The organism is Embleya hyalina (genome assembly GCF_003967355.1).
GTDB classification, from domain to species: domain Bacteria; phylum Actinomycetota; class Actinomycetes; order Streptomycetales; family Streptomycetaceae; genus Embleya; species Embleya hyalina.
This window is the reverse complement of sequence record NZ_BIFH01000040.1, coordinates 124,781-151,710: the sequence shown is the minus strand read 5'-3', so window position 1 is coordinate 151,710 and position 26,930 is coordinate 124,781. Positions and strand designations below refer to the sequence as shown.

General features: G+C 72.3%; 25 protein-coding genes and 1 pseudogene. 10 read left to right on the top strand and 16 right to left on the bottom strand.

The genetic code is table 11. The features are described from left to right. Positions 1-70 precede the first annotated feature (70 nt). The 5 genes from EMA17_RS40855 to EMA17_RS40835 form a co-directional block, all read right to left on the bottom strand. Positions 71-1,051 carry a hydroxyacid dehydrogenase gene (locus EMA17_RS40855; RefSeq protein ID WP_126642316.1) on the bottom strand — a complete coding sequence of 327 codons (981 nt, stop codon included), beginning with the start codon at positions 1,049-1,051 and terminating at the stop codon, positions 71-73. A 71-nt stretch (positions 1,052-1,122) separates the two neighbouring features. Continuing rightward, positions 1,123-2,079, bottom strand: a complete 957-nt coding sequence (locus tag EMA17_RS40850) for a carbohydrate ABC transporter permease (protein WP_371863118.1) — start codon at positions 2,077-2,079, stop codon at positions 1,123-1,125. Continuing rightward, positions 2,076-2,981 (bottom strand): carbohydrate ABC transporter permease, encoded by a 906-nt coding sequence (locus tag EMA17_RS40845; RefSeq protein WP_078979847.1) that lies wholly within the window; start codon positions 2,979-2,981, stop codon positions 2,076-2,078. Before EMA17_RS40845 ends, EMA17_RS40850 begins: the two co-directional genes overlap by 4 nt. 222 nt (positions 2,982-3,203) lie before the next feature. Next, entirely contained in the window at positions 3,204-4,538 is a 1,335-nt protein-coding gene (locus tag EMA17_RS40840) for an ABC transporter substrate-binding protein (protein WP_126642295.1), read from the bottom strand. A 119-nt stretch (positions 4,539-4,657) separates the two neighbouring features. Next, positions 4,658-5,842, bottom strand: coding sequence for a substrate-binding domain-containing protein (locus EMA17_RS40835; protein WP_126642294.1), 1,185 nt, complete (start codon positions 5,840-5,842; stop codon positions 4,658-4,660). 252 nt (positions 5,843-6,094) lie between these two features. Between EMA17_RS40835 and EMA17_RS40830 the strand changes: the two genes are divergently transcribed. After that, positions 6,095-8,035 (top strand): DUF2264 domain-containing protein, encoded by a 1,941-nt coding sequence (locus EMA17_RS40830; RefSeq protein ID WP_126642293.1) that lies wholly within the window; start codon positions 6,095-6,097, stop codon positions 8,033-8,035. 12 nt (positions 8,036-8,047) lie between these two features. On the opposite strand, the gene EMA17_RS40825 is transcribed toward EMA17_RS40830, so the two are convergent. The 3 genes from EMA17_RS40825 to EMA17_RS40815 all read right to left on the bottom strand — a co-directional run bounded on the left by EMA17_RS40825 (position 8,048) and on the right by EMA17_RS40815 (position 10,564). Then, entirely contained in the window at positions 8,048-8,716 is a 669-nt protein-coding gene (locus tag EMA17_RS40825) for a class I SAM-dependent methyltransferase (RefSeq protein ID WP_126642292.1), read from the bottom strand. Between the two features lie 302 nt (positions 8,717-9,018). Beyond that, on the bottom strand, positions 9,019-9,609 hold the full coding sequence (locus tag EMA17_RS40820) for a lytic polysaccharide monooxygenase auxiliary activity family 9 protein (protein ID WP_126642291.1): 591 nt from the start codon (positions 9,607-9,609) through the stop codon (positions 9,019-9,021). A gap of 226 nt (positions 9,610-9,835) precedes the next feature. After that, the gene (locus EMA17_RS40815) at positions 9,836-10,564 is read right to left on the bottom strand and encodes a FadR/GntR family transcriptional regulator (protein ID WP_126642290.1); all 729 of its coding nucleotides are present in this window, start codon (positions 10,562-10,564) and stop codon (positions 9,836-9,838) included. A 153-nt stretch (positions 10,565-10,717) separates the two neighbouring features. On the opposite strand from EMA17_RS40815, the gene EMA17_RS40810 reads away from it, so the two are divergent. From EMA17_RS40810 to argS, 4 genes are all read left to right on the top strand, one after another. Further along, positions 10,718-11,272, top strand: a complete 555-nt coding sequence (locus EMA17_RS40810) for a gluconokinase (RefSeq protein WP_126642289.1) — start codon at positions 10,718-10,720, stop codon at positions 11,270-11,272. After that, complete coding sequence (locus tag EMA17_RS40805) at positions 11,269-12,666, top strand: GntT/GntP/DsdX family permease (RefSeq protein ID WP_126642288.1); 1,398 nt, start codon at positions 11,269-11,271, stop codon at positions 12,664-12,666. The genes EMA17_RS40810 and EMA17_RS40805 overlap by 4 nt, the downstream gene beginning before the upstream one ends. 101 nt (positions 12,667-12,767) lie before the next feature. Continuing rightward, positions 12,768-13,376: a TetR family transcriptional regulator C-terminal domain-containing protein gene (locus EMA17_RS40800; protein WP_126642287.1), complete on the top strand. Its 609-nt coding sequence runs from the start codon at positions 12,768-12,770 to the stop codon at positions 13,374-13,376. Between the two features lie 68 nt (positions 13,377-13,444). Further along, positions 13,445-15,169 (top strand): arginine--tRNA ligase, encoded by a 1,725-nt coding sequence (argS, locus tag EMA17_RS40795; RefSeq protein ID WP_126642286.1) that lies wholly within the window; start codon positions 13,445-13,447, stop codon positions 15,167-15,169. A 119-nt stretch (positions 15,170-15,288) separates the two neighbouring features. Here argS and EMA17_RS40790 read toward each other — a convergent pair whose 3' ends face one another. Next, positions 15,289-16,107, bottom strand: a complete 819-nt coding sequence (locus EMA17_RS40790) for a hypothetical protein (RefSeq protein ID WP_126642285.1) — start codon at positions 16,105-16,107, stop codon at positions 15,289-15,291. A gap of 4 nt (positions 16,108-16,111) precedes the next feature. Next, positions 16,112-16,786, bottom strand: coding sequence for a papain-like cysteine protease family protein (locus tag EMA17_RS40785; RefSeq protein WP_126642284.1), 675 nt, complete (start codon positions 16,784-16,786; stop codon positions 16,112-16,114). Positions 16,787-17,023: 237 nt separating this feature from the next. Between EMA17_RS40785 and EMA17_RS40780 the strand changes: the two genes are divergently transcribed. Both EMA17_RS40780 and EMA17_RS40775 read left to right on the top strand, forming a co-directional pair. Next, complete coding sequence (locus EMA17_RS40780) at positions 17,024-17,959, top strand: hypothetical protein (protein WP_126642283.1); 936 nt, start codon at positions 17,024-17,026, stop codon at positions 17,957-17,959. A gap of 116 nt (positions 17,960-18,075) precedes the next feature. Next, positions 18,076-18,311, top strand: a pseudogene (locus tag EMA17_RS40775) (ribose-phosphate diphosphokinase); the annotation flags it as partial. A gap of 18 nt (positions 18,312-18,329) precedes the next feature. Here the strand turns inward: EMA17_RS40775 and EMA17_RS40770 are convergent. The 3 genes from EMA17_RS40770 to EMA17_RS40760 form a co-directional block, all read right to left on the bottom strand. Then, complete coding sequence (locus EMA17_RS40770) at positions 18,330-19,376, bottom strand: DUF6114 domain-containing protein (RefSeq protein WP_126642282.1); 1,047 nt, start codon at positions 19,374-19,376, stop codon at positions 18,330-18,332. A 72-nt stretch (positions 19,377-19,448) separates the two neighbouring features. After that, positions 19,449-19,958, bottom strand: coding sequence for a DUF6230 family protein (locus EMA17_RS40765; RefSeq protein WP_126642314.1), 510 nt, complete (start codon positions 19,956-19,958; stop codon positions 19,449-19,451). 453 nt (positions 19,959-20,411) lie between these two features. Next, positions 20,412-21,881, bottom strand: coding sequence for an MFS transporter (locus EMA17_RS40760; RefSeq protein WP_126642281.1), 1,470 nt, complete (start codon positions 21,879-21,881; stop codon positions 20,412-20,414). 232 nt (positions 21,882-22,113) lie between these two features. Here EMA17_RS40760 and EMA17_RS40755 point away from each other — a divergent pair, with 232 nt between their 5' ends. Together EMA17_RS40755 and EMA17_RS40750 are read left to right on the top strand one after the other, a co-directional pair. Further along, positions 22,114-22,437: an ArsR/SmtB family transcription factor gene (locus EMA17_RS40755; protein ID WP_126642280.1), complete on the top strand. Its 324-nt coding sequence runs from the start codon at positions 22,114-22,116 to the stop codon at positions 22,435-22,437. Between the two features lie 106 nt (positions 22,438-22,543). Then, positions 22,544-22,744 (top strand): hypothetical protein, encoded by a 201-nt coding sequence (locus tag EMA17_RS40750; RefSeq protein WP_126642279.1) that lies wholly within the window; start codon positions 22,544-22,546, stop codon positions 22,742-22,744. 18 nt (positions 22,745-22,762) lie between these two features. Here EMA17_RS40750 and EMA17_RS40745 read toward each other — a convergent pair whose 3' ends face one another. The 3 genes from EMA17_RS40745 to EMA17_RS40735 all read right to left on the bottom strand — a co-directional run bounded on the left by EMA17_RS40745 (position 22,763) and on the right by EMA17_RS40735 (position 25,974). Continuing rightward, positions 22,763-23,209: a hypothetical protein gene (locus EMA17_RS40745; RefSeq protein ID WP_126642278.1), complete on the bottom strand. Its 447-nt coding sequence runs from the start codon at positions 23,207-23,209 to the stop codon at positions 22,763-22,765. 72 nt (positions 23,210-23,281) lie between these two features. Further along, entirely contained in the window at positions 23,282-24,211 is a 930-nt protein-coding gene (locus EMA17_RS40740) for a TIGR03619 family F420-dependent LLM class oxidoreductase (protein ID WP_246127221.1), read from the bottom strand. 47 nt (positions 24,212-24,258) lie between these two features. After that, positions 24,259-25,974, bottom strand: coding sequence for an amidohydrolase (locus tag EMA17_RS40735; protein WP_126642277.1), 1,716 nt, complete (start codon positions 25,972-25,974; stop codon positions 24,259-24,261). Positions 25,975-26,129: 155 nt separating this feature from the next. On the opposite strand from EMA17_RS40735, the gene EMA17_RS40730 reads away from it, so the two are divergent. Beyond that, on the top strand, positions 26,130-26,822 hold the full coding sequence (locus EMA17_RS40730) for a type 1 glutamine amidotransferase (protein WP_246127220.1): 693 nt from the start codon (positions 26,130-26,132) through the stop codon (positions 26,820-26,822). Positions 26,823-26,930 lie beyond the last annotated feature (108 nt).

Below are 26,930 nucleotides of genomic sequence, written 5' to 3'. Positions count from 1 at the left end.
GCCCCGGCCGGCGTTCGAGGCCGACCCGGGCCCGACGCCCGAAGGCGGGGTTCGGGCGTCGGGCGCGGGGTCAGGCCGAGCGGGTCAGGGTTGCCGGTTCCACCTCGTGGGCGAAGGGCACGCCCCTGGTGTAGCGGTCCAGTTCGTCGAGGGCCGAGGCCACCATGCGGCGGAGTTCGCCGCCGAGGGAGCCCGCGATGTGCGGGGTCAGGAGGACGTTGGGGAGGTCGTAGAGCGGGGACGCGGGCGGGAGGACGTCGGGCTCGGTGACGTCGATGACCGCGTCCAGGCGGCCGGCGACCAGCTCTTCCGTGAGGGCTTCCTGGTCCACCAGTGAGCCGCGGGCGGTGTTGATCAGCGTGGCGCCGTCCCGCATCAGGGCCAGGCGTCGGCGGTCCAACAGGTGATGGGTGGACTCCAGTTCGGGGGCGTGCACGCTGACCACGTCGGAGCGGCGCATCAGTTCGTCCAGGTCCACCCGTCGGGCGCCGAGCGCCTCGGCCTGATCCGTGGTCACGTACGGGTCGTGCAGCAGCAGTTCGAAGTCGAACGGGCGCAGCAGTTCGAGTACGCGCCGGCCGATCCGGGAGGCGCCGACGATCCCGATGGTGCGCCGGTAGTTGCCGAATCCCGGGAACCGGGCGTCCCAGTCGACCAGGCGCCGTTCCGCCCGGTAGGCGTCCCGGATCCGTAGCACCCGCTTGTTGGCGAACAGCACCGCGGCAACGGTGTATTCGGCCACCGGCAGCGCGTTGGCCGCCGCGCCGGAGGAGACGATCAGGCCGCGGGCCCAGGCCGCGTCGGTGAGGTGGTGCTTGACCGATCCGGCCGCGTGCACCACGGCACGCAGCCTCGGCGCACGGGCCAGCACCGCCTCGTCCAGCGGCGCGCTGCCCCAGCAGGTGAACAGCACCTCTGCCTCGGCCAGCGCGGCGGCCGCGTCGGGGGCGGCGAAGTCGGCCGCGATCAGGTCCAGGTCGACCTCGGCGAGGGCGTCCAGTCGGGTCCGGGCCTCGTCGTCCAGGATGCGTGCGGCCACGGCCGGGTCCATCGCGAGCAATACCCTCGGTCGCCGCCGTTCCGGGCCGCCGAGTCGGGTGGTGGTGGTACTCGTGCCGTCGGTCACTTGACGCTCCCCGCGGACAGCCCCGAACGCCAGTGGCGCTGGAGCGAGACGAAGGCGACGACCAGCGGGACGACGGCCATCAGCGATCCGGTGATCACCAGCGGGTAGAACTCGGGCGACGCGTGCGCGTTGGTGTTCCACGAGTACAGGCCCAGGCTCACCGGGTAGAGCTTCTGGTCGGAGAGCATCACCAGGGGCAGGAAGAAGTTGTTCCAGATCGCGGTGAACTGGAACAGGAAGATGGTCACGAAGCCCGGCATCATCATCGGCAGGGCCACCGAGCGGAAGGTGCGGATCTCGCCGGCGCCGTCCATCCGGGCCGCTTCCAATACCTCTCCGGGGATGTATCCGGCGCTGAACACCCGCGCCAGGTAGACCCCGAAGGGGTTGACGATCACCGGGATGAACACCGCCCAGAAGGTGTTGACCAGGCCCACCTTGGAGGCGAGCAGGTACAGCGGCAGGGCCACCGCGGTGGTGGGCACGAGCACGCCGAGCAGCACGCCGCCGAACAACTTCTCCTTCCCGGGGAAGTCGAACTTGTCGAACGCGTACCCGGCCAGCACGCTGACGAACGAGCCCACGGCGGCGCCGACGCCCGCGTACAGCAGGCTGTTGAGGTACCAGCGCCAGTAGATCCCGTCGCTCTCGTTGTTCACCGCCTTGACGTTCTCGGTGAAGTGGAATCCGTCGAAGGCGAAGCCGTCGCCGCCGAACAGGCCGCCCATGTCCTTGGTCGCGGCGATCAGCAACCAGGCCAGCGGCAGCAGCATGTAGAGGGTGGCCAGGACCAGGGCGCCGTTGACCGCGATCCTGGACATCAGCGCCTCGGTGGCGCGGCCCTTGGCGCGCGGGCGGCGGGCGGGTCGGCCGGTGCGGGCGGGGGTCGGCGCGGGCGCGTCGGCCGCGGCGCCGCCCGAGTGCTCGCCCGGGTGCTGCACGGTGGTGCTCATGCGGTCCTCCGTCCGGACGACAGGCGGGTGACGCCGAACGACAGCGCCGCGGCGAACACGGCCAGCAGCACGGAGGCGGCGGCGGCCAGGCCGAAGTCGTTGGCGCGGAAAGCGGCCGAGTAGGCGTACATGTTGGGCGTCCAGGAGCTGCCGACGGCCGGATTGGCGTCGCTGAGGATGGACGGCTCGGTGAACAGTTGCAGCGAGCCGATGATGGTGAACAACATCGTCATGGCGACGGCGGCGCGGATCATCGGGATCTTCACCGACACCGCGATGCGCACCGGTCCGGCCCCGTCGACGGTGGCCGCCTCGACCACCTCGCGCGGGATCGCCTGGAGCGCGGCGTAGAAGATGATCATGTTGTAGCCGATCCACTCCCACGTGGCGATGTTGACGATCGAGAACAGCGCGGTGTCCGAGGCCAGGAAGTCCCAGTGCAGACCGCCGGATTCGAGCAGGTCGATGATCGGGCTCAGGCCTGGGGTGTACAGGTAGACCCAGATCAGCGCGGCGATGATGCCGGGCACCGCGTGCGGCAGGAACAGCGCGAGTTGGAAGAACCTGCGGGCCCTGGCCAGCGCCGAGTCGAGCAGCAGCGCCAGCACGAGGGCGGCGCCGACCATGATCGGGATGTACAGCAGGCAGTACAGGCCGATCGCGATGAAACCGTCGCGGAACTTGTCGTCGCCGAGCGCGTCGGCGTAGTTGCCGAGGCCGGTGAACACCCGTCTGGTGCCGCCGAAGCCCAGGCCCGAGGTCTTCTCGGTGAACAGGCTGAGCCAGATCGCGTACCCGATCGGCACGATCATGGTGGCGATGAACAGCACGTAGAAGGGGGTCAGGAACAGGGCGGCGGTGGTCTTCCGGCGCCGGCGGCCGGCGCGCAGGGATGTGTTCATGGAGTGGAACTGCTTCCTGGTGGCGGTCCCCCGACGCGCGACGGCGCGGCGCGCGTCGGGGGCCTGCGGATCTCGGATCCGGAATCGTCGTCGCCGGGCGGACCCGGCGCGAGGCGTCGACGGTCGGTCGGGCGGCGGACCGGATGCGCCCGGCGGCCCGACCGCGACTCGGTCGGCTGCCCGACGGAGGTCCCGTCGGCCGCGCGAACGAGGTTCGGTCGGCTACTTGACCGAAATGCCGCGCTTCTTCAGCTCCTCGACGGTGGTCTTCTGGGCCTCCTCCAGGGCGCCCACGATGGTGCCACCGCTGGAGAGCTTGCCGAACTGGTCCTTGAGGATGGTGTTCGTCTGCGTCATCGACGGACCCCACGTCCAGCCGGCGCCGACCTTGCCCGCCGCGTCGGTGAACAGCGGGTAGATGTCCTGCTTGCCGAAGTAGCCGGTGTCGAAGAACTGCGAGGCGGTGGGCACCAGTTCGGTGGCGGCCGGGTAGGCGCTGGAGGTGCCGGAGGCGATCCGCGCGGAGATGCCCTCCTTGGTGGTGGTCATCCACTCGATGAAGGTGAGCGCGGCCTTGCTCTTCTTGCTGTCCTTGCTCACCGCGAAGGTCGAGCCGCCCAGCATGGCGTTGGCCGGGGTGCCCCAGTCGGGCAGGGGCGCGACGGCCCACTTGCCGGCCAGATCGGGCTGGCTGCTCTTGAGCACGCCCGCGCTCCACGAGGCGCCGACGATGCCGACGGTGCCGCCGCTCTTGAGGTCGGCGTTCCACTGCTGGCTGAACGAGGGCTGCACACGCACCAGGTCGTCGGAGACCAGCTTGTTCCAGTACTCGCCGACCTTGCGCGAGTTCGGGTCGGTGAGCGAGACCTTCCAGGACTCGCCCTCGGTGCCGAACCACGCGCCGCCGGCCTGCCAGGTCAGGCCCGCCATGGTGCTGGGGTCGTCGGGGTAGAAGGTGCCGATCCGGGCGTTCGGGTCGGCCTTCTTGACCTGCTCGGCGGCGGCCCGGTACTCGTCCCAGGTCTTGGGCACCGCGATGTTGTGGTCGGTGAAGAAGTCCTTGCGGTAGTAGAGCGCCATCGGCGCGGCGTCCAGCGGCACCGCCCAGGTCTTGCCGCCCAGTTCGGTCAGCTTGTTGACCGACGCGGGGAACTTCGACTTCAGCCCGGACACCTTCGAGGTGATGTCCTGCACCGCGCCCTGGCTGACGAAGTCGGGCAGTTGCGGGTACTCGATGGTCAGCACGTCGGGGGCGTTGCCCGCCTTGACCGCGTTGGACATCTTCGCGTAGCCGCCCGCGTTGCCGGACGGGATCTGCTCGTACTTGACCTGGATGTCGGGGTGCGACTTGTTGAACGCGTCCACCACTTCCTGGGTGCCCTTGGTCCAGGACCAGAAGCTCAGCTCCTGCTTCTGCGCCGGGCCGCCGCCCGCGGCGGGGCCGGCGCCCGCGTCCTTCTTCTTGTCGCCGTCGCCACCGCCGCAGGCCGTGACGAGGCTCAGGGCGGTGACTATGCCGACGAGAGCCGTGCCGAGTCGGATGGATGTGCGCTGCATGGATGCTCCTGGGTCGAACCTGCATCGAAGGCGATAGCGAGCATCATTCGTTCAGGAGCGAACAGCGTCAAGAGCAAATGAACAATCGATGAAAAACGAAACTCGCTATGATCGTTCGATCACGCAGGGGTTCGGTCGGTTTCGCTCGTTCGCGAGGGGGTGGTCGGTGTCGGTACGGCGGACGGGATCGCTCCGCTCGCCTCGGTCGGCGCGTTCGGATCGGCCGGCTCGGTGGTCTCCCGCAGCCGCAGCCTCGGCACCAGCGAGATGTGCCGGGGCGCCCGCCCCTCGTCGCCGTCGGCGAGCCGGGCGGCAAGGAGTTCGACGGCGATCCGGCCGACCTCGTGCTTGGCCGGCGCGATCGCGCTCAGCGGCGGGTCGGCCAGCGCGGCCACCTCGTCGTCGTAGGCGATCAGCGCCAGGTCGCCGGGCACGTCCAGGCCCGCCGCCCGCAGCCGGGACACCAGCAGCAGCGCGTCCTGGTCGTTGTGCACGAGGGCGGCGGTGGCGGCGCCGGTGCGGGCCGCCTCGATCACCCGCGTCACCGCCCGGTCGAAGCCGTCCGCGTCCTCGCCCGGGTGCGGCGTCTCCACCCCGGCCGGATCCGGCGGGGTCAGCCCGAGCGCGGCCATCGCGGCGGTGTACCCGGCATGCACGGCGGGCGTGGTCGGGCTGCCGGAGCGGGCCACGAGCAGGATGCGCCGGTGGCCGAGCGCGCCCAGCCGGCGTACCGCCTGGGCGGCGCCGAGCGCGTGGTCGGAGGCCACCCGGTCCAGGTGTTCCAGCCCGGAGCCGATCTCGGCACGGCGCTCCACCAGGACCACGGGCACCGGCAGGCGCCCCATCCACGCGTCCTCGCCGCCCGGTCCCGGCGCGCGCGAGGGGGTCAGCAGCAGCCCGTCCACACCACCGCGCAGCAGCTGGTCGACCTGATCGCGGTCCTCGGCGGGCAGATAGCGCGAGATGCCCAGCACGAGCCGGCCGCCGATCGCCTCGACCGCGTCCCGGGCGCCGCGCACCACCTCCGGGAAGTAGTAGGTGGCGGACGGGACGAGCATGCCGATCGTCGGGCCGTCGTGGCCGTTCGCGGGAGGCCGGCCGGGGCCGGGCGCGGCCGGGCGCGCGTGCGGCAGGGTGGCCCCGCCGTGTACCCGCGCGAGCAGCCCGCTCGCCACCAGCGCGGTGACGTCGCGCCGCACGGTGACCAGGGAAACGCCCAGCTCCTCGGCGATCTCCACCACCTTGACGCTGCCCCGCTCGCGGGCCGTTTTGAGAATGAGTTCCTGCCGCTGTTCCGCCAACACCGTGGACGTCGTCCTTCCGAGTCGCGCACGCCTGCGCCCGGCGTGCCCCCCTGGCGTCCGGCTGCTGTCCGGCCGCCGCCTCAGCCTAGGGCATCGCCATTCGATTTTGATTGAAAAGGATCGTTCGATCAAACCGACTCTTGACCTGATCGATCGACCCCACCTAGCGTGTCGACGGCCGAACGGGTCGCACGGTCGATCGGTCGGCGCGAGCGCGCCGGACAGGCCCCAGCCGCCGAGTCGAGGAGATCCGTGAACACACCGCACCCCTTCGTGCTCCCGCCGGAGGACCGCACGCTGAGCCCGTACACCGGCTGGACGCGCGCGCACTGGGAAGCGGTGGCCGACGGCCTGCTCGCGGCGGTGCGCCCGTACCGCTCCCCCGGCGGCGCGCTGATCACGCTGCCGGGCCGCACCAGCTGGTCGGGCGAGCGCTCCGACGGCCTGGAGGGGTACGCCCGCACCTTCCTGCTCGCGGCGCTGCGCGCGGCCGGCGCGGCGGCCTGCGGTCGGCCCGTCCCGGCCGGTCTGCTCGAACCGTACGCCGACGGTCTGCGGGCGGGAACCGCCGCACCGGGCACGGCGGATCCGGAGTCCTGGCCGGCCGTGGTCGACCGCGGCCAGGCGATGGTGGAGGCCGCGTCGGTGGCGCTGGCCCTGCATCTGACGAAGGCGCACCTGTGGGACCGGCTGGACGAGCCCACCCGGGAGCGGGCCGCCGACTGGCTGGCGGGCGCCCTGCGGCACGAGCCGGTCGACAACAACTGGTGGCTCTTCCCGGTCGCGGTCGGCACCTTCCTCGAGGCGGCCGGCCGGTATCCCGAGCAGGCCCGCGCGGCGATCGACCGCGGTCTGGCCCGGATCGAGGACTGGTACGTCGGCGACGGCTGGTACACCGACGGCGCGGGCCGCTACTTCGACCACTACAACGGCTGGGCCCTGCACCTGTACCCGCTGCTGTGCGCGACGGTGGCGGGCGAGCCGGTCGACGCGGTCCGGCGCGAGCGGCTGCGCACGTTCCTGACCGGCTACGGCCGCCTCTTCGACCGCGCCGGCGCACCGCTGCACCAGGGACGCTCGCTGACCTACCGGTTCGCCGCGGCCGCGCCGCTGTGGCTGGGCGCGCTGGTGGACGCCACGCCCCACTCGCCGGGCACCACGCGGCGGCTGGCGAGCGGCGTGCTGCGGCACTTCCTCGATCGCGGCGCGGCGGCCCCGGACGGCCTGCTGTCCCTGGGCTGGTACGGCCCCGACCCGGCGACCGTGCAGTCCTATTCGGGCTCGGCGTCGCCGTACTGGGCGGCCAAGGGCTTCGTCGGCCTGCTGCTGCCCGAGGACCACGAGGTGTGGACCGCGCGCGAGTGCGCCGGGCCGGCCGAGACGGAGGGCGCGGAGAGCGGGTTCGGGCTGCCCGGGCCGGGCCTGCTCGTACACTCCGGCGGGGGCACGGCACGGTTGCTCAACCACGGCGCCGACCACCAGCCGGCCGCGCCGAGCGCCGAACTCGCCCCCGACGACCCGCTGTACGCCCGCCTGTCCTACTCCGCGGCGACCGGCCCCACCCGGGACGGCGACCTCGCCGACAACCACCTGGGCCTGGTCCTCGACGGTCGGGTCACCGAGCGCGGCCGGGTCGAGCCGCTGGGCGCCGGGTCGCACTGGGCGGCCTCGGCACACGTACCCACCCTCGCCGGGAAGGCGGTACCGGGCACCCGGGTCGTGTCGGTCGCCGTGGTGCGCGGTGCGTACGAGGTGCGCGTGCACCGGGTACAGGCGCCGGCCGGCACGGCGGTGCGCGAGACGGGGTGGGCGCCGGCGGCGGCGTCCGGCGCCCACCCGCGCTCCTCGGTGGACGGCGTACGGGCGCGGGTGCGCACCGACGCCGTGCACGCCGGCCTCACCGGTCTGCTGGGCTGGGACCGGGCCACGATCCACCCGGCGCCGCACGGGACGGCGTTCGGCGAGGCGGCCGAGGTGCCCGCGCTCGACGGCGTCGCGACGGCCGGTCCGCTGGTCAGCGCACTGTCCCTGAGCTGGGCCGACACCCCGCCCGGCCCAGCACCGCGCGCGACGGAGACGGCGTCGGGCGCGGACGCCGGGTGGGGCGTGGACATCGGGTGGGGCGACGGGGCCGTCAGTCGGGTCCGGGTGTCCGCGTCGGGCGGGTGCTCGGTCGCCCACGAACCGGCCTGACGGCCGGGGGGTTCAGCCCTTCGGCAGTCGGCGCACCATCAGCGTGTTGTCGACGCGGGTGACCGGCCGGCCCTCGGGGTCGTTCTGGACCCGCTCGTGCTCCTCGCTGCGCAGCACCTCCCACTCCCCGTCGGGGAGTTCGAGCGAGGCCAGCACCTCGTCGGGCGTGGGGAGCGCCATGTCGGGCGTCGGGTCGGTCTCCCACGGCGGCATTCCGCAGTGCCCGACGACCAACAGCACCCCGCCCGGGGCGACGGTCGCGACCGCCGCGCGCAGGATGCGATCGCGGTCGAGGCCGGCGTGCGAGTGCAGGAAGTGCGCCGAGACCAGGTCGAAGTCGCCCTCGGGGAAGGTCTCGTCCAGGTCGTGCCACTGCCAGTCGACCAGGTCGGCGACCCGCGCCTCCCGGGCGTGGACGGCGGCCCGCTCCAGGGCGATCCGGGAGACGTCGACGCCGGTCACCCGCCAGCCGCGCCCGGCCAGCCAGATCGCGTCGGCCCCCTCGCCGCAACCCAGGTCCAGGGCACGGCCGGGCGGCAGGTCGGAGGTCTCGCGGACCAGCGGGGCGTTCGGGTTGCCGCTCCAGATCCGTTCCTTCTCCGCGTAGCGCGCGTCCCACGACTGCGCGGGTGTGAGCGGGGCGGTCGACGGCTCGGCGGTCGAGGGTTTGTCGTCGGTCATCGCGGACGTCCTCCAGGGCGATGGCGGTGTGCCCGGTCGGCGGGACCGGGCGGGCGGCGCGTGGTCCGTCGCCCGTGCGCATGCTCCGCCCGACGGGGGTCGCCTGACAAACCTTGTTGCCGAGTCGGCAAACGGGGCCTGCCCATGGAGGGCACCGCGAACGTGCGTGGGCCGGTGGGTCGCCGAATCGCGGCGACCCACCGGCGCGTTCGCGACGGTGTGCCGGTCGAATCGCCCGGGCGTTCCGAACCGCCCGGGCCGTCCGGACCGCCCGAGCTATCCGGGCCGTCCGGGCCGCCGGATCACAACGTCACATCGGTGCACTGGTAGAAGGCGTTGCCGGTGTCCGCGATGTCCCAGACCGCGAGGACCACGGCCCGGCCGCTGCGCCCGCCGGGGACCGTGCCGGTGTGCGAGACGACGGAACCCGGCTGTACGCCGTTGTAGGGGACGGTCAGGAAGGGGGTGCTCTCCAACTGGGCCCGGGTGATCTTCTGGCCGGGCGACCAGCTCGCCTTGGTGATGAAGTAGCGGAACGACGTGGTGGCGTGCCGCGCGGTGAGCTTCCAGGTGAAGGTCTTGCTCCCGCCGGAGGCCAGCGGGGAGGTCGGCCACGCGCCGCCACGCGGGTCGTCCAGTTCGGCGAAGCGGCTGTTGCCGCCCGCACACAGGGTGCCGTCGGCGGGACCGCGGGTGGGGAAACCCTTGGGGCCCTCGACGCTCTGCGGCTCCCACTGGATCTCGCCGCAGTTGGTGACGGTGCCGTTGGCGCAGTAGGCGGCCCGGCTGGGCGGGCTGGTGACCCAGCCGTGGCCGCTGGCGGTGCCGGCCATGATCAGGGGGACCGAGACGGCCGGTACGGCCATCGCCGTAAGGATGGTCCTTGTACGCATGGAACTCTCCTTGGGGACGAGTGAATGCGAAGGACGTTCGAACGGTCCGGGTCCGCGTCGCACGCCTCATTTCACCGCGTGTTCACATCCGTATTACGTTCCTCAAGTTAAGAGGTCCAGACCAATCGGTCAATGGTTCGAACGCCGGCGCGGGTAACGAAGTCCCTTTTGATACAAGGCGGTTGGTGATCTTCGGGGGGATATCGGGAGGTTGGCGATCCCCGAGTCAGCCGCGCCCGGCCGGTTGCCCGGACTCCGGTGCCAACACCTCGAGTTCGGCCATCGCCCCGACGGTGATCTCCCGGGTCAACCGCTCGGCGGCGACCGCGTCGCCCTCGCGGATCGCCTCGGCGACCCGGACGTGCAGGGTGACGGCCGGCGGGTCCGGGTCGGGGAACATCACGTGGTGGTGGGTGCGTCCGCTCAGCACCTCGGCGACCACGTCGCCCAGGCGGGCGAACATCTCGTTGCCGGACGCGGTGAGGATCTGCCGGTGGAAGGCGATGTCGTGCACGAGGTACGCCGCCAACTGTCGACCGCGCGAGGTGGAGACCATGCCGAGCGCGTGCTCGGTCAGCGCGGCGCACTGGGCCGGCGTGGCGAACCGGGCGGCCAGCGCGGCGGCGGCGGGTTCGATCGCCGAGCGCAGTTCGGTCAGCGACCGCAGTTGGCGCGGGCGGTCGGCGCCGGCCAGGCGCCAGCGGATCACGTACGGGTCGAAGACGTTCCACCGCTCGGCCGGGCGGACGGTGACCCCCACCCGCCGGCGCGACTCGACCAGCTGCATGGACTCCAGCACCCGCACGGCCTCGCGGACCACCGTGCGGGAGACCTCGAAGCGCTCTTCCAGCTCGTCGGTACGAAGCACCGTGCCGGCCGGGTAGGCGCCGGCCGCGATGGCGGGCCCGAGGGATTCCAGCACCTTCATATGCAAGCCCCGGCCCTCGTTCTCCATGGCGTCACCCTACTGGGCGGGGCCCCGGAAGCCGATGCGATTATGTATGACTTAATTGCCTCGAAGGCTTGATTAAGTACTACCTATAGGTTTGGGTATGGGACGGCGCCCGAGCACGAGCCGGGCCGGCCGGGCCGAGACAGCGAGGTATCGATGAGCGCACCCCACGTCGTGGTCGTCATGGGTGTGTCCGGCACGGGCAAGTCCACCGTCGGTCGCCTGCTGGCCGCCGAACTGCGGGTGCCCTACGCCGACGCCGACGACTTCCACCCACCCGCCAACATCGCCAAGATGTCGGCCGGGATCCCGCTGGACGACGTGGACCGCGCTCCCTGGCTGGACGCCATCGGCGACTGGCTCGGCGCGCACGCCGACACCGGAGGCGTGGTCGGCTGCTCGGCCCTCAAGCGGGCCTACCGCGACCGGCTGCGCCGCGCCGCGCCCGACGCGATCACCATCCACCTCGCCGGCGACCGCGCGCTGATCGCCGAGCGGCTGCACGAGCGCACCGGCCATTTCATGCCGGAGACACTGCTCGACTCGCAGTTCGCCGACCTGCAACCACTGGATCCGGACGAGGCGGGTGTCTCCCTCGACATCACGCCCGGCCCCGCCACCCTCACCACCCGGGCCGTCGCCGCGCTGCGCCGCCTGGAGACACCACGCGATCCGGACACACACCGGAACCGGAATCAGGGAACCCCATGAGCACCATCGACCTGCCGGCGCTGGCGGCGGCTCCGGCCGCGCCGATCACCTCGGCCGGACACGCCCAACTGGGCCTCGCCGTCCTGGTCGGCATCGGCGTCATCGTCCTGCTGATCGGCAGCCTCAAGCTGCACGCCTTCCTCGCCCTCACCATCGGCTCGCTCGTCCTGGGCGCGGTCGCCGCCGCGCCCATGGACAAGACGATCGCGAGCTTCACCTCCGGACTCGGCTCCACCGTCGCGGGCGTGGGCGTACTGATCGCGCTCGGCGCGATCCTGGGCAAACTCCTCGCCGACTCCGGCGGCGCCGACCAGATCGTGGACACCATCCTGGCCAAGGCGAGCGATCGCACGATGCCGTGGGCGATGGCGCTGATCGCGGGCATCATCGGGCTCCCGCTGTTCTTCGAGGTCGGCGTGGTCCTGCTGATCCCGGTGGTGCTGCTCGTGGCCAAGCGCGGCAACCACTCGCTGATGCGGGTCGGCATCCCCGCGCTGGCCGGCCTGTCCGTCATGCACGGCCTGGTCCCGCCGCACCCCGGGCCGCTCGCCGCGATCGACGCGATCGACGCCGACCTGGGCGTGGTGCTCGCCCTCGGCGTGGTGGTCGCCATCCCGACGCTGGCCGTTGCCGGCCCGTTGTTCGGCCGCTACGCCGCCCGCTGGGTGGACATCGCGCCGCCGGAGCGGCTGGTCCCGGAGCGGCCCTCCGAGGAGTTGGAGCGCCGGCCGAGCTTCGCCGTCACCGTGTCCACCGTGCTGCTGCCCGTCGTGCTGATGCTCGGCAAGGCCCTGGTCGACATCGTCGTGGACGATCCCGCCGACCGGGTCCAGCGGGTCGCCGACGTGGTCGGCTCACCGCTGATCGCGCTGCTGTCCGCGGTGCTCGTGGCGATGTTCACCCTCGGCCGGGCGGCCGGCTTCCGCCGAGACCGGCTCGCAACCACCGTCGAGAAGGCGCTGCTGCCGATCGCCGGGATCCTGCTCATCGTGGGCGCGGGCGGCGGCTTCAAGCAGACCCTGGTCGACATCGGCGTGGGCCGGATGATCCTGGACATCTCCGAGGACTGGTCCATCTCGCCGCTGCTCCTGGCCTGGCTGATCGCGGTCGCCATCCGCCTGGCCACCGGATCCGCGACGGTGGCCACCATCTCGGCGGCCGGCCTGGTGGCACCGCTGGCGGCGGACATGAGCACCACGCACACCGCCCTGCTCGTCCTGGCCGTGGGCGCCGGGTCGCTGTTCTTCAGCCACCTCAACGACGCCGGGTTCTGGTTGGTCAAGGAGTACTTCGGGATGAACGTCGGTCAGACGATCAAGACCTGGTCGCTGATGGAGACGATCATCTCGGTGGTCGCGGGCGGCTTCGTGCTGGTGTTGTCGCTGGTGTTGTAGCCCGACAAGGGTCCGGACCGATCCGCCGGTGTCGACGGGCGCCGGTCGCGCCCCGGCGCCGGGTCCGCGATAAACGCCCGATCAGGCCGTAGGCTGCCGGTATGTCGGGTCCCCGGGATGCAGCTCGTGACGAGGACCGGGTGCGCGCCGCCGCCTTCCGGCTGGTGGTCGCCGAGAGCGGCGCGGCGGTCGCGCCGGAACCGGTCGCCGCCGCACTCGAACCCCCCGTGGCCGACCTCGGCCTGGCCGACCCGGACGATGTCCTGCTCGCCGCCGTGCACTGGTCGCACCGGCGCATCGCCCGGCGGTTCTTCGATCTCACCGCCGGCCGCTTCGGCCTGGCCGCGCTGCGCGAGGGACTGACCGACCTGCTCCCGCTCGACGCGGACCGGGTCGACGAAACCGTCCTGGAACTGGCCGTCTGGCACCGGGCCCGGCTCAGCGCCAAGGTCGCCGAGAACAACCGGCGCGAACGCGAGGACCTGAGCGTGATCGTGCGCGGTGTGCTGGCCGACGCCCGCGACGACGGCGAACTCGTCGACGGCGTCGACGTGGACACCGTCGCCGCCGGCCTGCTCGCGCTGATCGACGGGCTGAGCGTGCACGTCCTGCTCTACCCGGACCGCATGTCGGCCGAGACCGCGACCCGCGTACTCGCCGCCGAACTCGACCGGATCACCCGCCCCGCCCCGCCCGCCGACAAGCCCTGACCCGCCGACCGACCGCCGCACCGGAAATCCAGGTGAGCGAACGACGCCGGGTCGGCTAGCTTCCGGACATGGTCAATCCGGAGAAGCTGCTCATCGAGCGGCTGGCCCCGGCGTTCGCACAGGTCGCGGGTACGCCCGTCGATCCGTCGACGCGCCGCGGCCGGCACGCGGACTTCCAGTGCGACGGGGCCCTGGGCCTGGCTCGACGACTGGGCCGCGACGCGCGTGAGGTCGCGGCCGAGGTACTTCGACGGGCCCGACTCGACGACCTGTGCCCGACGGCCCGCGTGGCCGGACCCGGCTTCATCGAACTCGACCTCGACCCCGCCCGACTCGGCACCCTGCTCGCGGACATCGCCGCCGATCCCCGACTCGGCGTGCCCCGCGCCGACCGCCCCGAGACCGTCCTCGTCGACTACTCCGGCCCCAACACCGCCAAGGAGATGCACGTCGGCCACCTGCGCTCGACGATCATCGGCGACGCCGCCGTGCGGATCCTGGACTGGCAGGGCCACACCGTGCTGCGGCGCAACCATCTCGGCGACTGGGGCACCCCGTTCGGCATGCTCATCGAGCATCTGCTCGACATCGGCGAGGCGGAGGCCGCGCACGAGTTGTCCGTCGGCGACCTGACCGGCTTCTACCAGGCCGCCCGGCGCGCGTTCGACGCCGACGAGGCGTTCCGCGAGCACTCGCGCAAGCGGGTGGTCGCGCTCCAGGCGGGCGATCCGACGACGCTGCGTCTGTGGCACGTGCTGGTCGCCGGATCCAAGGCGTACTTCACCGCCGTCTACACCCGCCTGGGCGTGCGGCTCACCGAGGACGACTTCTTCGGCGAGAGTCACTACAACGACCGACTCCCGTCCGTGATACGGGAGTTGGCCGAGGCCGGGCTGCTGCGCGAGAGCGAGGGCGCGCAGTGTGTCTTCCCCGCCGGCTTCACCAACCGCGAGGGCGAGCCGCTGCCGCTGATCGTGCGCAAGAGCGACGGCGGCTTCAACTACGCCGCCACCGACCTGGCCGCCGTCCGGCAGCGCGTGCGCGAGGTGGGCGCGACCCGGCTGCTGTACGTGATCGGCGCGCCGCAGCGCGAGCACCTGGAGATGGTCTTCGCGACCGCGCGGTCCATGGGCTGGCTCGCCGCGCCCACCCGGGTCGAACACGTCGACTTCGGCTACGTGTTGGGCGACGACGGCCGGATCCTGCGGACCCGGGCGGGCGCGTCGATCAAGCTGGTGGACCTGCTCGACGAGGCGGTGGCCCGGGCGCGGGCGGCGATCGCCGGGAAGAACCCGGACCTGGACGCGGACACCCGGGCGGCGGTGGCCCGCGCGGTCGGCATCGGCGCGGTCAAGTACGGCGACCTGTCGGCGGATCGGCGCAAGGACTACCGCTTCGACTACGACCGCATGCTCGCCTTCGACGGCAACACCGCGCCGTATCTCCAGTACGCCCGGGTCCGGAGCCTGTCGATCCTGCGCCGGGCCGGCGTCGGGACACCGGACCCGAGCGTCGTCCCGATCGTGCGCGAGCCGGCCGAACGGGAGTTGGCCCTGCGCCTGCTCGCCCTTCCCGAGGTGATCGAGGAGGTGGGCGCGTCGCTGGAATTCCACCGGCTCACGCAGTATCTGTTCGCCCTGGCCACCGCGTTCACCACGTTCTTCGAAAAGTGTCCGGTAGTCCGCGCGGAGCCCGCGATCCGCGACTCCCGGCTGACCCTCTGCGACCTCACCGCCCGCACCCTGGCCCTCGGCCTGGACCTGCTCGGCATCGAGGCGCCCGACCGGATGTAGTGCGCGCGGCGCGAAAGGGCCTTCCCGGCAGGGGAGTCGGCGGGGGTGGAGACCCGACTCCCCGACACCGGGAAGGCCCTGCTCACGCCGCCGGCAACCGCACCGGCGCCGGCCCGGGTTCAGGAACGGCGCCGCCGCACCCGCACCACGACGCCGCCCAGACCCGCCGCACCGAGCAACCCGGCCGCGGCGAACGCGGTGGGCACCACGCCGAACGGGTCGTCACCGGTGCCGGACCGCGCCGCACCCGGGTCGGTGGGCCCGAAGCCGCCCGCCAACCCCTTCGCGTCGTAGCCGGAACCGGGCAACTTGTCGGCGTACGCCCGGTGTACCCGCCGCTGGTAGGCCGCGACGGTGGTCCCGCCCGCGCCGATCGCGTGCTCGGCGTCGGCGTTGAGCGGCGACACCCGGTCGCCGGACTGCACGTACCAGGCGTTGATCTGCGGCTCGCGGAAGACCACCCCGCCGGGCGACAACCGCGCACCGGCGGCGACGTAGCGGGCCTCGTCGTCGCCCTCGGCGATGTTGACCACCTGCGGGCCCCGGTCGGTGTCGGCCGTCCAGACCGACGCCCGGCGGCCGTCCGTGGCGACCGCCGTGCCGGCCAGGAACTCCCGCCGGGCGATCGGCACCGCCGCCGCGCCCGGTCGGGCCGCGACGAACTCCGGGGACAACATGTACACGGCGACCACGTCGCCGTCGATCCTGGGCGCCGCGTTCGTCGCCGCGAGCGCGCCGTCCCGGGCGAAGAACCTGGCCAGCGTGTCGATCGTGCCCGGCGCGACGACCACGTCCCGGGCCGCGCTCACACTCACCGCGTCCGGCGCCGGCGGCGCGGGAACGGACGCGGCGTGCGCGGCCTGCGGGGTGAGGGTCAGGGTGAGCGCCGCGGCCAGGGTGCCGGCCGCGAACAGACGCTTGATGGGCCCTGCGGTCATGGCGTCACGCTCCGATCCGGTAGAGCGAGTGGGTCCAGGAGAACTCGTTGTTGTCCACGTACCAGTTGTGCGAAGCCCAGTTGTAGCGGGTGCTCGACGGCCACGGGTCGCCCCAGTAGACCCAGCTCTGCGCGGTGTCGTAGCCGTAGATCACGTGCATGTGCCCGCCGCCGGACGACCATTGGATCCGGGTCTCGATCGGCCGGTCGGCGTTGATCTCGCTCTGTACGGTGCTGTATTGGAGCCAACCGTTCACATAGGAGCCGGAGTTGACTCCGGCCCAGCGCAGCGCGTTCTGCACGTTGCCCAGGTTGGCCTGGGAGTTGGGGCACTCGGTGTTCTGCGATCGGCCGAATGCCGCGTTGCAGAACTGGTTCTGGCTGTAACCGCGGCCGTACCAGGTCGCGATCGTGTTGCCGGCTCCCGCCCAGCACCAATTGCTCTTCTGCTGGGCCTGCATGGTGATGTTCAGCCGCTTGGCGCCGAGCGCGACCGGCGCCGCGGCGTCGGTCGCGACGGAGGCCGACGCGGGGGCGGAAGCGGAGCCGGAGCCCGCGGCGGACGCGGTCGCCGCCGACGGCACCGTGAACAGTGCGGAGAGCAGGGCGACCACGGCGAGGGTCACCGCGGTACCGCGCCGACCGGACGCGGGGCCCGTGCGTGGGGACGTTCGAGTCATGGCGTTCCTTCCGTAACGGAGGGACGGGGGGTGGAACGTGGCGCGCGTCCGGACGCTGCAAGGTGGAGCATCGGGTGTTGTCGTGGTGTCTTTCAAGACGCTTCAATGCGGGGTGAAGCGGTGGTGTGAACGCCTCGACCGGCGTGTGAACGACGTGCGACCGGTCGACCGGGACACCTCGGCCGGGACCGCCGGCCCCGACCGGACGGCCGTGAACGTTCACAAGGGAGGCGCGCGATGTCGCGGACCGACACCCGACCCGATCCGGTCGAGGCGGAACTGGCGAGGGCGTTGCGCGCGGGCCCGTTCCATCTGGCGTTGCGCGCGGCACTGGCGGCGCGCGGCCTCGCCCTGCACCGCGTGCAGCACCGGCTGGCCCAGCGCGGCGTACACGTCGGGGTGACCAGTCTCAGCTACTGGCAGCAGGGCGCCCGGCGCCCGCGGCGCGCCGAATCGTTGCGTGCCGTGCGGGCGTTGGAGGAGGTCCTGGAATTGCCGCCGCGCGCGCTGACCGGGCTGCTCGAACCGCCGAGCGGTGAGCGCGCCGCGTCCCGGCCGTACCGCGCGGTGGTCGAGGAATCGGGCTCGCTGGGGCGGTTGCTCACCGACCTGGAGTCGCCGGCCGACGGCGGACTGCACACCGTCTGCCAGTTGGAGCGGGTCCGGGTCGGCCCGGCCCGCGAACTCCAGGGCCGCGCCTCGCAACACGTGGTGCGCGCGCATCGCGACGGGGTGGACCGCTATCTGGCCATCCACGTCGGCGATCCGGGCTGCGCGCCCGAGCGGGTACGGGTGCGGGCGAACGAGAACTGCCGGGTGGGCCGGGTGCGGTGGAGCGGCGATTCGGCCGTCCTGGTCGCCGAGTTGTTGTTCGACGCGCGGCTGCGGGCCGGTGACACCTACGTGTTCGGCTACGGCTTCGAGGACGGCACGGGCGGGCCGAGCAAGGAGTACACCCGCGGATTCACCTTCCCCTGCGGGCAGTACGTGCTCCAGGTGCGCTTCGACCCCGCCGCACTGCCCGTGCACTGCCGCCGGTTCACCCGGAGCACGGCGACCGCACCGCGTGCCGGCCGGCGCGACCTGACCCTGAACGGCCGGCACTGCATCGTGCACCTGGCCGAACAGGACGTCGGACCCGGCCTGCTCGGCATCGGCTGGGACTGGACCTGAGCGGCGGCCCGCCCCGCTCGTGGGTCGGGTGTGCGCCCGAGGCAAATTCGGCGGCTCGGCCGACGCGCCCCTGGCATGTGGCGGGCATGAGCCCCACCCGCCGCAGGTGCACGGCTTCTTCTCGACGTTTCGCCGACGACCGGGTGGCGATCGGCTCGGTGATCGGGGAGATCACCGGGCGTGATGTGATCGTCCTGGACGACTGCTCGAGATCCTGTGTACGAACACGGTCCCGATTCCCGCCGAGGAACACAGCGACAAACTCCGGGTGTTGTCCATCGTCCCCGTCCTGGCCGAAGCGGTGCGCCGGATCCACGACGGGGAGGGCGTCGGCGCGCTGTTCGACATGTGACGGTCGGGGCGGACCCGCTCAGGTCAGCTTCAGGTCCGTGGTGATCCGGTCGGTGCGGACCAACGCCTGTTCGGCGCGGACGTCGGTCATGAACACGAACGGCGGGATGATCGGCGGCAGCGGCAGGCCGTCGGCCGCGAAGTCGAGGCAGAGCAGGCCCTCGATACAGCCGTGCAGCCTGGTCAGGTAGATCCGCACGTGCCCGTCGAGGTCGAGCCGGGTGGTGTCGATCCGCATCCCCGGTCCGGCTCCGTCCCGGGTGGCCAGTCGGTAGTCGTGCAGGCGGGCCGAGTCCATCGTCAACACCAGCACGCGCAGCGGCCCGCGCGCGGTGTCGAGGGTGGTCACCCCGGCCAGGGCGAAGCCGACCGGGGCGAAGAAGCTCGCGGTGATCGCCGGGGGTGTGGCGCCGACGACGATCCGCTCCGCCGGCGGCGCGGCGTTGACGATGGCCCGGCTGCCGCCGTACGCCACCGCCCCGGCCCGGTTCTCGCCCGGGCCGAGGACGGACGCGACGAGCAGGAGCGGCAGCAGCACGGCCATCGTCACCGTCCCGCCGCCGGCCGGTGTCCCGGGCCCGCGGCGACCCGGCCCCGGGATCCACCGAACCCGGTGCGGCCTCCCGGAGTTCGCCGCCCTCTCCGCCTTCGCGGCCCGTGCCGCCCGCTTCGCCTCCCGCACCCGGTTCGGCCGCCACGCGACGCCCATCGCGCTGCCGAGCACGCCGAGCAGCATGCCGAGCAGGAAGCCGCCGAGGTTGGCCGCCACGAAGGACGAGATCGAGACGATCAGCGCGAAAATCCCGACGAAGTGCCGGTGTCGGGCCGCGAACCACATGAACAGCCCGGCGACGATCAGGATCACCCCGATCGCCAGGCTCGCGATGCCGGCGATCCCCAGGCTGATCATCACCGGCAGCGGGGACAGCGGGACGGCCAGGATCTCCAGGCCGCCCGTGATCAGGTACACCCCGCTCCAGAACGGCCGGGTGCGCCGCCACCGGCGCACCACCCGTCGCCCGGCCCGAAACGGCAGGTACCGGTCCGATCTCGATCTGGGCTCCATGTCGTTCCGCCCTTCGGAGGTGACGTGCGAGCACAAGCCGCGGAGGCGGTGACTCCGGCGGCGGGATGGGGATCAGAAGCAGCCGGCACCGTCGAGGCTCACCCCGACGCGCAGACCCCGGAGGTTGAACGTGCCGCCGGTGGCCGACCACGCGTGCGACCGCACGCCGGCCACCGAGACGTCGCCCGCCTGGAGGCCGAACGTGCCGCGCTCGCCCCGCGCACCGGGCACCTTGTCCAGGGTTGACGCGTCGCGGCCGATCTCCACGGTCCCGAACCGCGCGTCGCCGACCAGGTCTTCGGCGCTGATGATCAGGTTCTTCGCGGTCACCGCGCCCGCGTCGCCGCCGGCGGTGAGTTTGAAGGTGATCGTCCCCAGCGGGGTCTCGACCCTGGCCGACTGGCAGATGTCGCTCAGTGTCGCGTCGCCGACGGCGAGCATCGAGACCGGGTGTCCCTTGCCGTCGAGTGAGGTGTCGGTGCTCACGTAGGACGACAGGCCGGCGCTGCTCAGCCTGCCCGAACTCACCTGGAAACTCGTCCCGGACACCGCGAACGAGGCGGCGAGGGCGCCCTGCGCCATGGCCAGGGTGAGGACGCCGACCACGCCGAAACCCACCACGCCGAGCGCCGCCGCGTGCCGCCAACTCGTGCCGCCCTCGTCGGCCTCCGCCGACGGGCCGCCCGTGGCGAGGTCGAGTTCCGATGCCGAGCCGTTTCGTGCGGACACTGTGTTCCCCTCTCGTGGGACCGGGCCGTTCACGAGTCGCCGAGACGACGCGCACGCACGCGAGTGGGCGAGGACGCGTCGCGGGACATCGGGGCGGGGCAGCGGGGCGGGGCCGGATCTCGGTACCGCGGGGCGATGCCGTGGGACGCGGAGCGGAGTTGCCTTCGACGCCGTGCGTATTACCGTGCCGGAGCCGAGAGTAGGCGTTGTTTTGAATAAAAGTCAACGGAACTTTCGGGAAAATTCCGACGTGTCCTCGGGCGTCGGAAGAACCGAACTCGGCTCGTCCGACGCCCGGTTCGGGACTCAGTGCACGACGGGGACCGACTCGTTCCGGGCGGTGACCCGCCTGGTGGTGGAGTGGCGGTCCAGGGCGAGGGTGGCCAGCAGGCCGACCACCATGCCCGCGGCGGTGAGCAGGACGACCAGGAATTCGCCGTCGGCGGTGGCGGCGCGCAGCGCGGAGCCGGTCTTGCCCTCGGTGCCGATGTCGGCGATCGCGGTGAACACCGCGAGGCCGATGGCGTTGCCGAGGTTGAGGGCGGTGGAGGCGATACCGTTGGCGACACCCTGCTCGGCGGGCGCGGTGCCGGTGGCCGCGGCGATCCACATGGCGGTCCAGACGATGCCCTGCCCGATGCCGGAGACCACGAGTCCGGGTACGAGCAGGCCGTAGCCGGCGCCCTCGTCGAAGCCGAGGGCGAGTGCGGCGGTACCGATCGCGCCGATCACGAAGCCGATGATCAGCGTGCGGCGATTGCCGATCCGGGTGGCCAGGCGCTCGCCGAGTTGGGTACCGGCGGCGATGGCGAGCGATGGAATCAGGAAGGCCAGTCCGGTCTCCAGCGCGCTGTAGCCGTGCACGCTCTGCAGCAGCACGGTGAGGAAGTACGGCAGCACGCCGAAGGTGGCCATGTAGATGAACGTGATGCCCATCCCGACGGTGAGGCTGCGATTGCGGAACAGCCGGAACGGCATCAGCGGGTCCCGCGTACGCGCCTCGACGGCGGCGAACACCACGAGCAGCAGCACGGCCAGGACGAACGCGCCGATCACCCACGGGCTGCCCCAACCCAGTTCGGGCCCCTCGACCAGGGCGGCGACCAGGAGGGTGGAGCCGCCGGTGACGCCGAGCGCGCCGGGCAGGTCGAACCGGCGGCGGATGCCCCGGGCCGGGTCGCGGGGGATGACGAACAGCGCGGCGAGCGCGGCCAGTCCGGCGAGCGGGACGTTGACGAAGAACACCGCGGGCCAGCCGAAGTTCTCGGTCAGCACGCCGCCGAGCAGGGCGCCGATGGTCAACCCGCTCGCGCCCGCGCCGCCCCAGACCGCGAGTGCCCGATTACGCTTCGGGCCCTCCTCGAACAGGGTGTTGATCAGGGACAGGGTGGCCGGCAGCAACAGCGCGCCGCCGATGCCCTGGATCGCGCGCGCCGCGATGATCGTGCCGGAGTCGGGCGCGAGACCGCCCGCCAGCGAGGACAGCGCGTAGACGAGCAGGGCCGCCACGAAGGTCCGGCGCCGACCGAGCAGGTCCGCCGCGCGTCCGCCGACCAGCAGGAAGCCGCCGGCGAAGACGACGTACGCGCTGACCACCAACTGCTGGGTCTGGCCGGGGAAGCCGAGGTCGTCGCCGATCTCGGGCAACGCGACGAACACGATGTTGAGGTCGAGGGCGTAGATCAGCTGCGCGAGGGCCAACAGGGCCAACGTCCAGCCGAGGTGTCGCCCGCCGGCGGCGGTCCCCGGCGGTGTCGGCGCGGAGAGAGTGGACATGCGAATACGCCCCTTCGTGGGTCGCGTGGGTCGGGTCGCGGGGTGGTTCCGGCACCCGACGGGCAGGGTCGCCCGGCCGGGACCGATCGTACGAATGATTGCGTACAGTCGGACCGTCCGGCAAGGCCACTCCCGGCGAGAACCGCCGCCACGGGCCCGGGCGGGACCACATCCGCGCAGCTCATCCGGCCTGTCCGGGTGGATTGTTCGAATGTCGCGGTACAGTGCGAACATGAGCTACCGTCACCCGGACCGCGATCAGATCCGGATCGAGAGTGTCCTGTCGGCACTCGGCAACCCGCTGCGACTCGGTGCGGTGCGGGTGCTCGACGCGGGCGGGGAACACAACTGCGGCAGCGTGCTCGCCGTGCTGGGAGTGACCGCGAAGTCGACCATGACACACCACTGGCGCGTATTGCGGGACAGCGGCGTGATCACCCAGGAGCCCTCCGGTCGGGAGAACCTGCTCACGCTGCGCCGCGCCGACCTCGACGCCCGCTACCCGGGCCTGCTCGACGCGATCCTGAGCGGCGCCCGCACCGACACCGACGGCTAGCGCCCGTCCACCCGGGGGCCGCGCGATCGGCGCAACGTGCGGTGTCCGTTTTGTGCGGGCCGGGTACTACCACCGATCTCCGGTATCACGGCGAGAGAAGTGTGCGATGGAGATCGGTACGAAGGTCAGGGCGATCACGGCGCTCGGCGGCGGACTCCGCCAGGAAGTGCCCGCGAACGCCGAGGGCTGGGTGGTGGCCAACCGGTTCGGCGGCGACATCGAGGTCGCCTTCGTCCTCCCCGGTCTGCTCGGCGGCACCCGTACGGTCAACGTCCCCGTGGACCCGATCCACGTGGCACCGGTCTGAGCGGCCCGGGGCGCGGGATCAGACGGGGTCGAGCAGCGGATCCGGTCGGGCCGGCGGCTTCGGGAAGGCGGTGCCGGGCACGATCGAGTCGAGCCTGATCGGCCCCACCTCGTCCTCGGCCTCCGGCAGTCGCACCGCCGCCGCACTCGGCGCCGGGCGCGGTCGGCGCGGTACGTACTCCCCGGACGCGCCACCGCGACCCCGGTGGATGTACAGCCCGGTCAGCGGATCGGGCACCGCGTCGAGCGCCGCCCGCACCGCCGGAAGCAGACACCACGCCTGCCAGTCGGCCTCGTCCCGGAAGGAGACCTCGAACACCAGTCCCCACGAGTACACGTGCCAATTCCACTCCACCGCACGGCCGGACAGCGCCGCGACCGTCAGCGCGTCGCCGGTGGCCACCCGCCACGAGCGCGCGGAGACCGCCGCGTCGAACACTTCGATCGACCACCACTCCGCTTCCATGCCTTCACGGTAGGCGCCGATCCGCGTCCGCAAAAGGCGTATTCGCGCACACGCCGGGCGCGCACGCTGGGCTCACATCGTGGCGACCCTGCGGACGATGTCCCGGCACAGGGCGCCCACTTCGGTCCGGTCGTCGGTGTACTGGGACGGCTTGACGCAGATCGTGCCGAAGCCGCGCGCCAGTTGGCCGGGGATGGACTCCAGGGCGAGCGCGATCGGCGCGGGGCTGTGCGCGTCCGGAAAGGTGGGCCGAATCCCGCCGACCATCTCCAGGGCCCGCGCATCGCGTCCGGCCGCACCCAGGGCGTCGCGCAGCGCGGTCAGTTCGGCGTCGGTGGGCCGACCGAGCGGGTGGAAGCCGTGGCCGTACCGGACCAGCCGGCGCAGCAGCGCGGGATGTACCGAGCTGCCGCCGATCCACAGGCGCGGGCCGGATTCCCGGTAGGGCTTGGGCACCAGGTAGGCGTCCTCGAAGCGATAGTCCTCCCCGGCGAAGGAGGCCGGGGTGTCCCGCCACAAGACCTCCCAGGCGGCCAGGTGTTCGTCCAGGAGCCGGCCGCGGCGCTCGAACGGGACGCCGAGCGCGGCGTATTCGGGCGGGTGCCAGCTCACGATCGGCTGCACCACCAGGCGCCCCTCGGCCAGCAGGTCGAGCGTGGCCAACTGCTGGGCCAGCGCGAGCGGATGGCGCAGCGGCGCGATCACCCCGGCCGCGATCAGGCGCAGTCGGGTGGTGCGCGCGGCGATGGCGGCGAGCAGGAGCAGCGAGTTCGGCCACGGCGTCGCCGGGTCCTGGTTGCCGGGCAGGGCGTACTCGCGCGGGTTCGCCATCAACCCGTCGGCGTCCGAGCCCGGGCCGAGCACGATGTGTTCGCTGACCATGACGCCGTCGAACCCGGCGTCCTCCGCCTCCACCGCCATGCGGACCAGGGCGGGCAGGTCGCGGGGATCGGTCAGGGTCCAGTTCTCGCTGAGCACGAGGATCATGCGTGGTGCGGGCATCGCGGTCCTTACGTCGGGCGACGGACGTCGGGTGGGGCCGGGGCGGGTCAGGCCGAGTACACGATCCGGCCGTCGAACACGGTGAGCGCGACCGGCAGTTCGGCGATCTCGTGCGGGCTCGCCGTGGTGAGGTCGCCGGCCAGGACGCAGATGTCGGCGACCTTGCCCACCTCCAGGGAGCCCTTCCAGTCCTCGGCGAAGTCCTGGCGCGCGGCGTTGATCGTGTACGCGCGCACCGCCGTGGCCAGGTCCACGCACTGCTCGGGGCCGCTGGGTTTGCCGGTCGCCTTCGACTCGCGCAGCATCATCGCGGACACCCCTCGGCGCCAATCGGGGTGGGTGATCGGTGCGTCGGAACTCGCGGTGACCGCGATGCCGGCCTGCACCGCGCTGCGCACGGGCCATTGGTAGGCGGAGCGTTCGGGGCCGACCACGCCGTCCATCAGGTCGGCGATCGTCCACTTGATCGCCGGGTTCATGTTCACCCCCCAGCCGTGCTCGGCGAGGGTGCGCAGGCTGCGTGGGGTGCAGAAGTCGCCGTGGATGACGTAGTGCCGCTCGTCCTCGCGCGGGTACGCGTCGGCGGCCTCCGTGAACGCCTCGACCAGGGCGTCGATCGCCTGATCGCCGGTGACGTGCACGCCGATCTGGTGGCCCGCCGCGTGGGCGTGGCGCACGATGGTGCGCAATTCGCCCACGCGCAGTGCGTCGGTGGAGCCGTGCATGCACAGGCAGCCGTTGCCGCCGCCGACGTACTCCTCGTGCATCCACGCGGTGCGGCTCGGCGGGATCCCGTCCGCGAAGACCTTGACCCCGAGCACTCGCAACAACCGGGGATCCAGGTCGCCGATGCCCTCGGGAAGCGGTGCGGCGAGGCGTTCGGGCAGCACGTCCGCGGCCTCGCCCATGGCCAGTGGCAGCAGCAACACACTCACCCGGGCGTCGAGTTCGCCGCTTCGCGCCAGGTCGGCATAGACCGCCAGCGTCTCCGCGCCGGCCGCGCCGAGGAAGAGCGAGGCGCCGCCGGGGCCCAGGCCCGGCTCGGTGAAGCCGGTAATGCCCTCGGCGTGACAGATGGCCACCGCCGCGCGGATCGCCCGTTCCCGATCGGCCCGGGTCATCGGCGGGACGACCGCGTTGACCAGGTTCTGCGCGCCCTCGCGGAGCAGGCCGGTGGGTTCGCCGTCGGGGTCGATTTCGATGATGCCGCCGGGCGGGGCGACGGTGTGCCGGTCGATGCCCGCCAGTTCGAGGGCGCGAGTGTTGAGCCAGGCGGTGTGTCCGGTGAACTCGTAGAGCAGGACGGGGCGATCGGATACCACGGCGTCCAGGTCCCGGCGATGCGGCGTGCGTGGGCCGGCGCCGCCGGGCGCCGCCGGCCCGCACTCGGCGAGGTAGCCGACGTCCCAGCCGTTGCCGATCACCCAGGCGTCCGGCGGCAGGGTCGCCGCGTGTCGGGCCACGGCGGCCGTGATGTCGGCGATCGAGCCGACGGCGGGATGGGACACGTCGACCGCGAGCGGCGGACGGGTGGCGCCGAACGCGCACGCGTGCAGATGTGAGTCGTCGATGCCGGGCAGCGCACTGCGGCCGGCCAGGTCGATCACCGTCGTCTCGGGGCCGATCAGCGGCTCGATCTCGGCGTCCGAGCCGACCGCGACGATCCGGCCGGCCCGGACGGCGAGCGCCTCGGCGATGGTGAACTCGGCATCGACGGTGAGTACGCGACCATTGATCAGGACGAGATCGGCGTCGACCGACATGGAGGATCTCCTAACGGCGATTGCGCGGCGATGGGCCGGTGGTGATCCGTCGGCGACACCGGGAGTCCGCACCCGATATTATTTGAGGCCAAACGATATGGATCGAAGCCGGCCGCCACAAGACCTCGGGCCGGATTGACGGAAGGAGAGCTCCGGTGCGTGCCTTGATCATTCGCCACGACCATCCCTCACACGCGGGATTCGTCGGCATGCGGCTGGCCGAACGCGGCTTCGATGCGCACGACGTGACCGTCGTCCCCGACGAACGTTTCCACTCCCCCGACGTCCGGTTCGCCTTCCCGCGCGCGACCGACTTCGACGTGGTCGTGGTGCTCGGCGCGCCGTGGTCGGTCTACGACACCGCGACGATAGGCACCTGGGTGGGCGACGAACTCGACCTGCTGCGCGAGGCGGTCGCGGCGGACGTCCCGGTCCTGGGCATCTGCTTCGGCGCCCAGGCACTGAGCGCGGCGCTCGGCGGCACGGTCGAGCGGGCCTCGGAGTACGAGCTCGGGTGGCATCGGATCGAGACCGACGAGCCGAACCTGGTCGCCGCCGGGCCCTGGTACCAGTGGCACTTCGACCGCTTCACCGTCCCGCCGGGTGGCCGGGAGATCGCCCGCTCGACGGTCGGGCCCCAGGCGTACGTCGTCGGCCGGTCGATGGGCGTGCAGTTCCATCCGGAGGTCACCCCGGACATCGCGGCCGCGTGGTTGGCCCACGGCGGTGCCGCCCAGGCCGGCGAACTCGGTCTGGATGTCGATGACTTGCGGCGGGCCGAGGCGGGTGCGCGGGAGCGGGCCGCCGCGCTGGTGGACGGGTTCCTGGCGGAGGTCGCCAAGCTCTGAGCAACGGGTGCCCGGGTCACCCCTCGGCGAGCGCCCGGGTTCGGGTGCTCGCCGGGGAGCCGCTTCGGGCGTGGGTCCGCGTCCCGGAGATCTGCTCGGGACGCGGAC